We start from the raw sequence: 1,496 nt of genomic DNA, 5'->3' as shown, positions 1-1,496 counted from the left end.
GGCGTGAAGCTGGTCGAGGCGGCGCGCGGAAAACTGCGCCAGCCCGAGGAGGATCTGATCGAGACTGCGGTCAATAAATGCAGCGCCCGCCTCCCCGGCACGGCGGTGTTCCTGGCATCCGCAGCGAAAGGCGTGCCGCTGGCGCTGACGCAGTTCGTCAATCACAACCACGTGCTGCATGAACGTATCGTCCTCGTCACCGTCCTGATCGAGGAATCGCCGCACATCACGGACGAGGACCGCACCGAGGTGATCGAGATCATCCCGGGCATCACCCGCGTGGTCCTGCACTACGGCTTCATGCAGAATCCGACGATCTATGACGGACTGACGCTTGCCTGCCGCCAGGGCAAGCTGCCCGGCATCGACCTCTCCGACATCACCTATTACGTCGGCCGCGAGACCATCATCCCGCGCGAGGACGTCCCGGGCATGTGGGTCTGGCGCGAAACCGTATTCGCCTTCCTCCAGCGCAACGCCGAACGCTCAGCCGCGTTCTTCGGCGTGCCGACCAAGCAGGTGGTGGAGTTCGGGACGGAGCTGGAGATCTAGCGAGCCAAACCGTCCTGCTTACTTCTGCGGCGCCGGCACCCGTCGGACCGCCCAGCCGTCGTTGAAGCGTACCAGAATCGCGTCGCAGTCGTTGTCGGGACACTTCAGTTCGGTGTCGGCCGGGAATACGCGCAGAGCCACATGGTCGTTGTCGATCCAGCGTTGATGGCGCCACTCGACAAGTCCATCCTGCGACTCGCGCTGCCATTGGAGCACAAGCACGTCGCCCAGGGTTGAGCCGACTGCGAGGTCATATTCACCGCCGTGCGCATAGTCATTGTCGATAACGACAAAGCGCGATCCGTCATCCGAAAAAAACGGCACTCCAGAGAGACGCAAGGTTTTCCCCGTGCGGGCGCTCACCAGTTCGACGCCGCTACCCTCGTAATACCGGATGGCGATCGAATAGACGTGGGCCACAGGATGGTAGCCGACAAGCCAATATTGGATGCAATGCTGCGCGTCGTCGATCTCACATGCCTTGATGTCTGTTCGATAGACCTTGGACGTGCCGTTCTCGAGTTGCAGCGACAGCACGTCGCCCTTGCGGCTCGCAAGCTTTCCGAGGTCGCGCAGGCAAACAGCCTCCCGCGCGTCGAGCTTCGTGTCCTCGATATTGGCACGGCAAGTCCCGGCCGCAGCATTGGAGGCTGTCTGAGCTGCGGTCTGCCCAGCGCACAGAGCCGCGAGCCAGCCAACGAAAATAAGGATGGCGATAACGCGCACGTTCCCGGCGTGTCCATGTTTGTAATGGATGCGATCGATTGCCGGACACTACTCAAAGTTACAATTGAGGACAACTCTCTCGGCGAGCTGCACCTCAATGTAACTGCAATGTCGACGTTGCTGCGTCGGCAACTGCCCGCGACCGGGCAGCGGATCAGCTGGCCCTTGTCGGTGACCAGCATGATCTGGCCGGCACCTCCACCGGGGCGGTWCTGCCT

The 1,496-nt window shown here is 61.8% G+C and carries 3 protein-coding genes; 2 read left to right on the top strand and 1 reads right to left on the bottom strand.

Going from position 1 to position 1,496, the window contains the following annotated elements; translation table 11 throughout:
• Nucleotides 1-552 (top strand): KUP/HAK/KT family potassium transporter (locus ACXJL8_RS40830; protein WP_456687013.1); only part of this gene is annotated, 552 nt, incomplete at its 5' end.
• An 18-nt stretch (nt 553-570) separates the two neighbouring features.
• Here ACXJL8_RS40830 and ACXJL8_RS40825 read toward each other — a convergent pair.
• Complete coding sequence (locus ACXJL8_RS40825; protein WP_456618884.1) at nt 571-1,278, bottom strand: hypothetical protein; 708 nt, start codon at nt 1,276-1,278, stop codon at nt 571-573.
• A gap of 24 nt (nt 1,279-1,302) precedes the next feature.
• Here ACXJL8_RS40825 and ACXJL8_RS40820 point away from each other — a divergent pair.
• The coding region (locus ACXJL8_RS40820) for a hypothetical protein (protein ID WP_456687012.1) at nt 1,303-1,496 on the top strand (194 nt) is incomplete at its 3' end.

The organism is Bradyrhizobium sp. P5_C11_2 (assembly GCF_054049755.1).
Note: the sequence above shows the minus strand (reverse complement) of the source record. Positions and strands in the feature narration are given on the sequence as shown.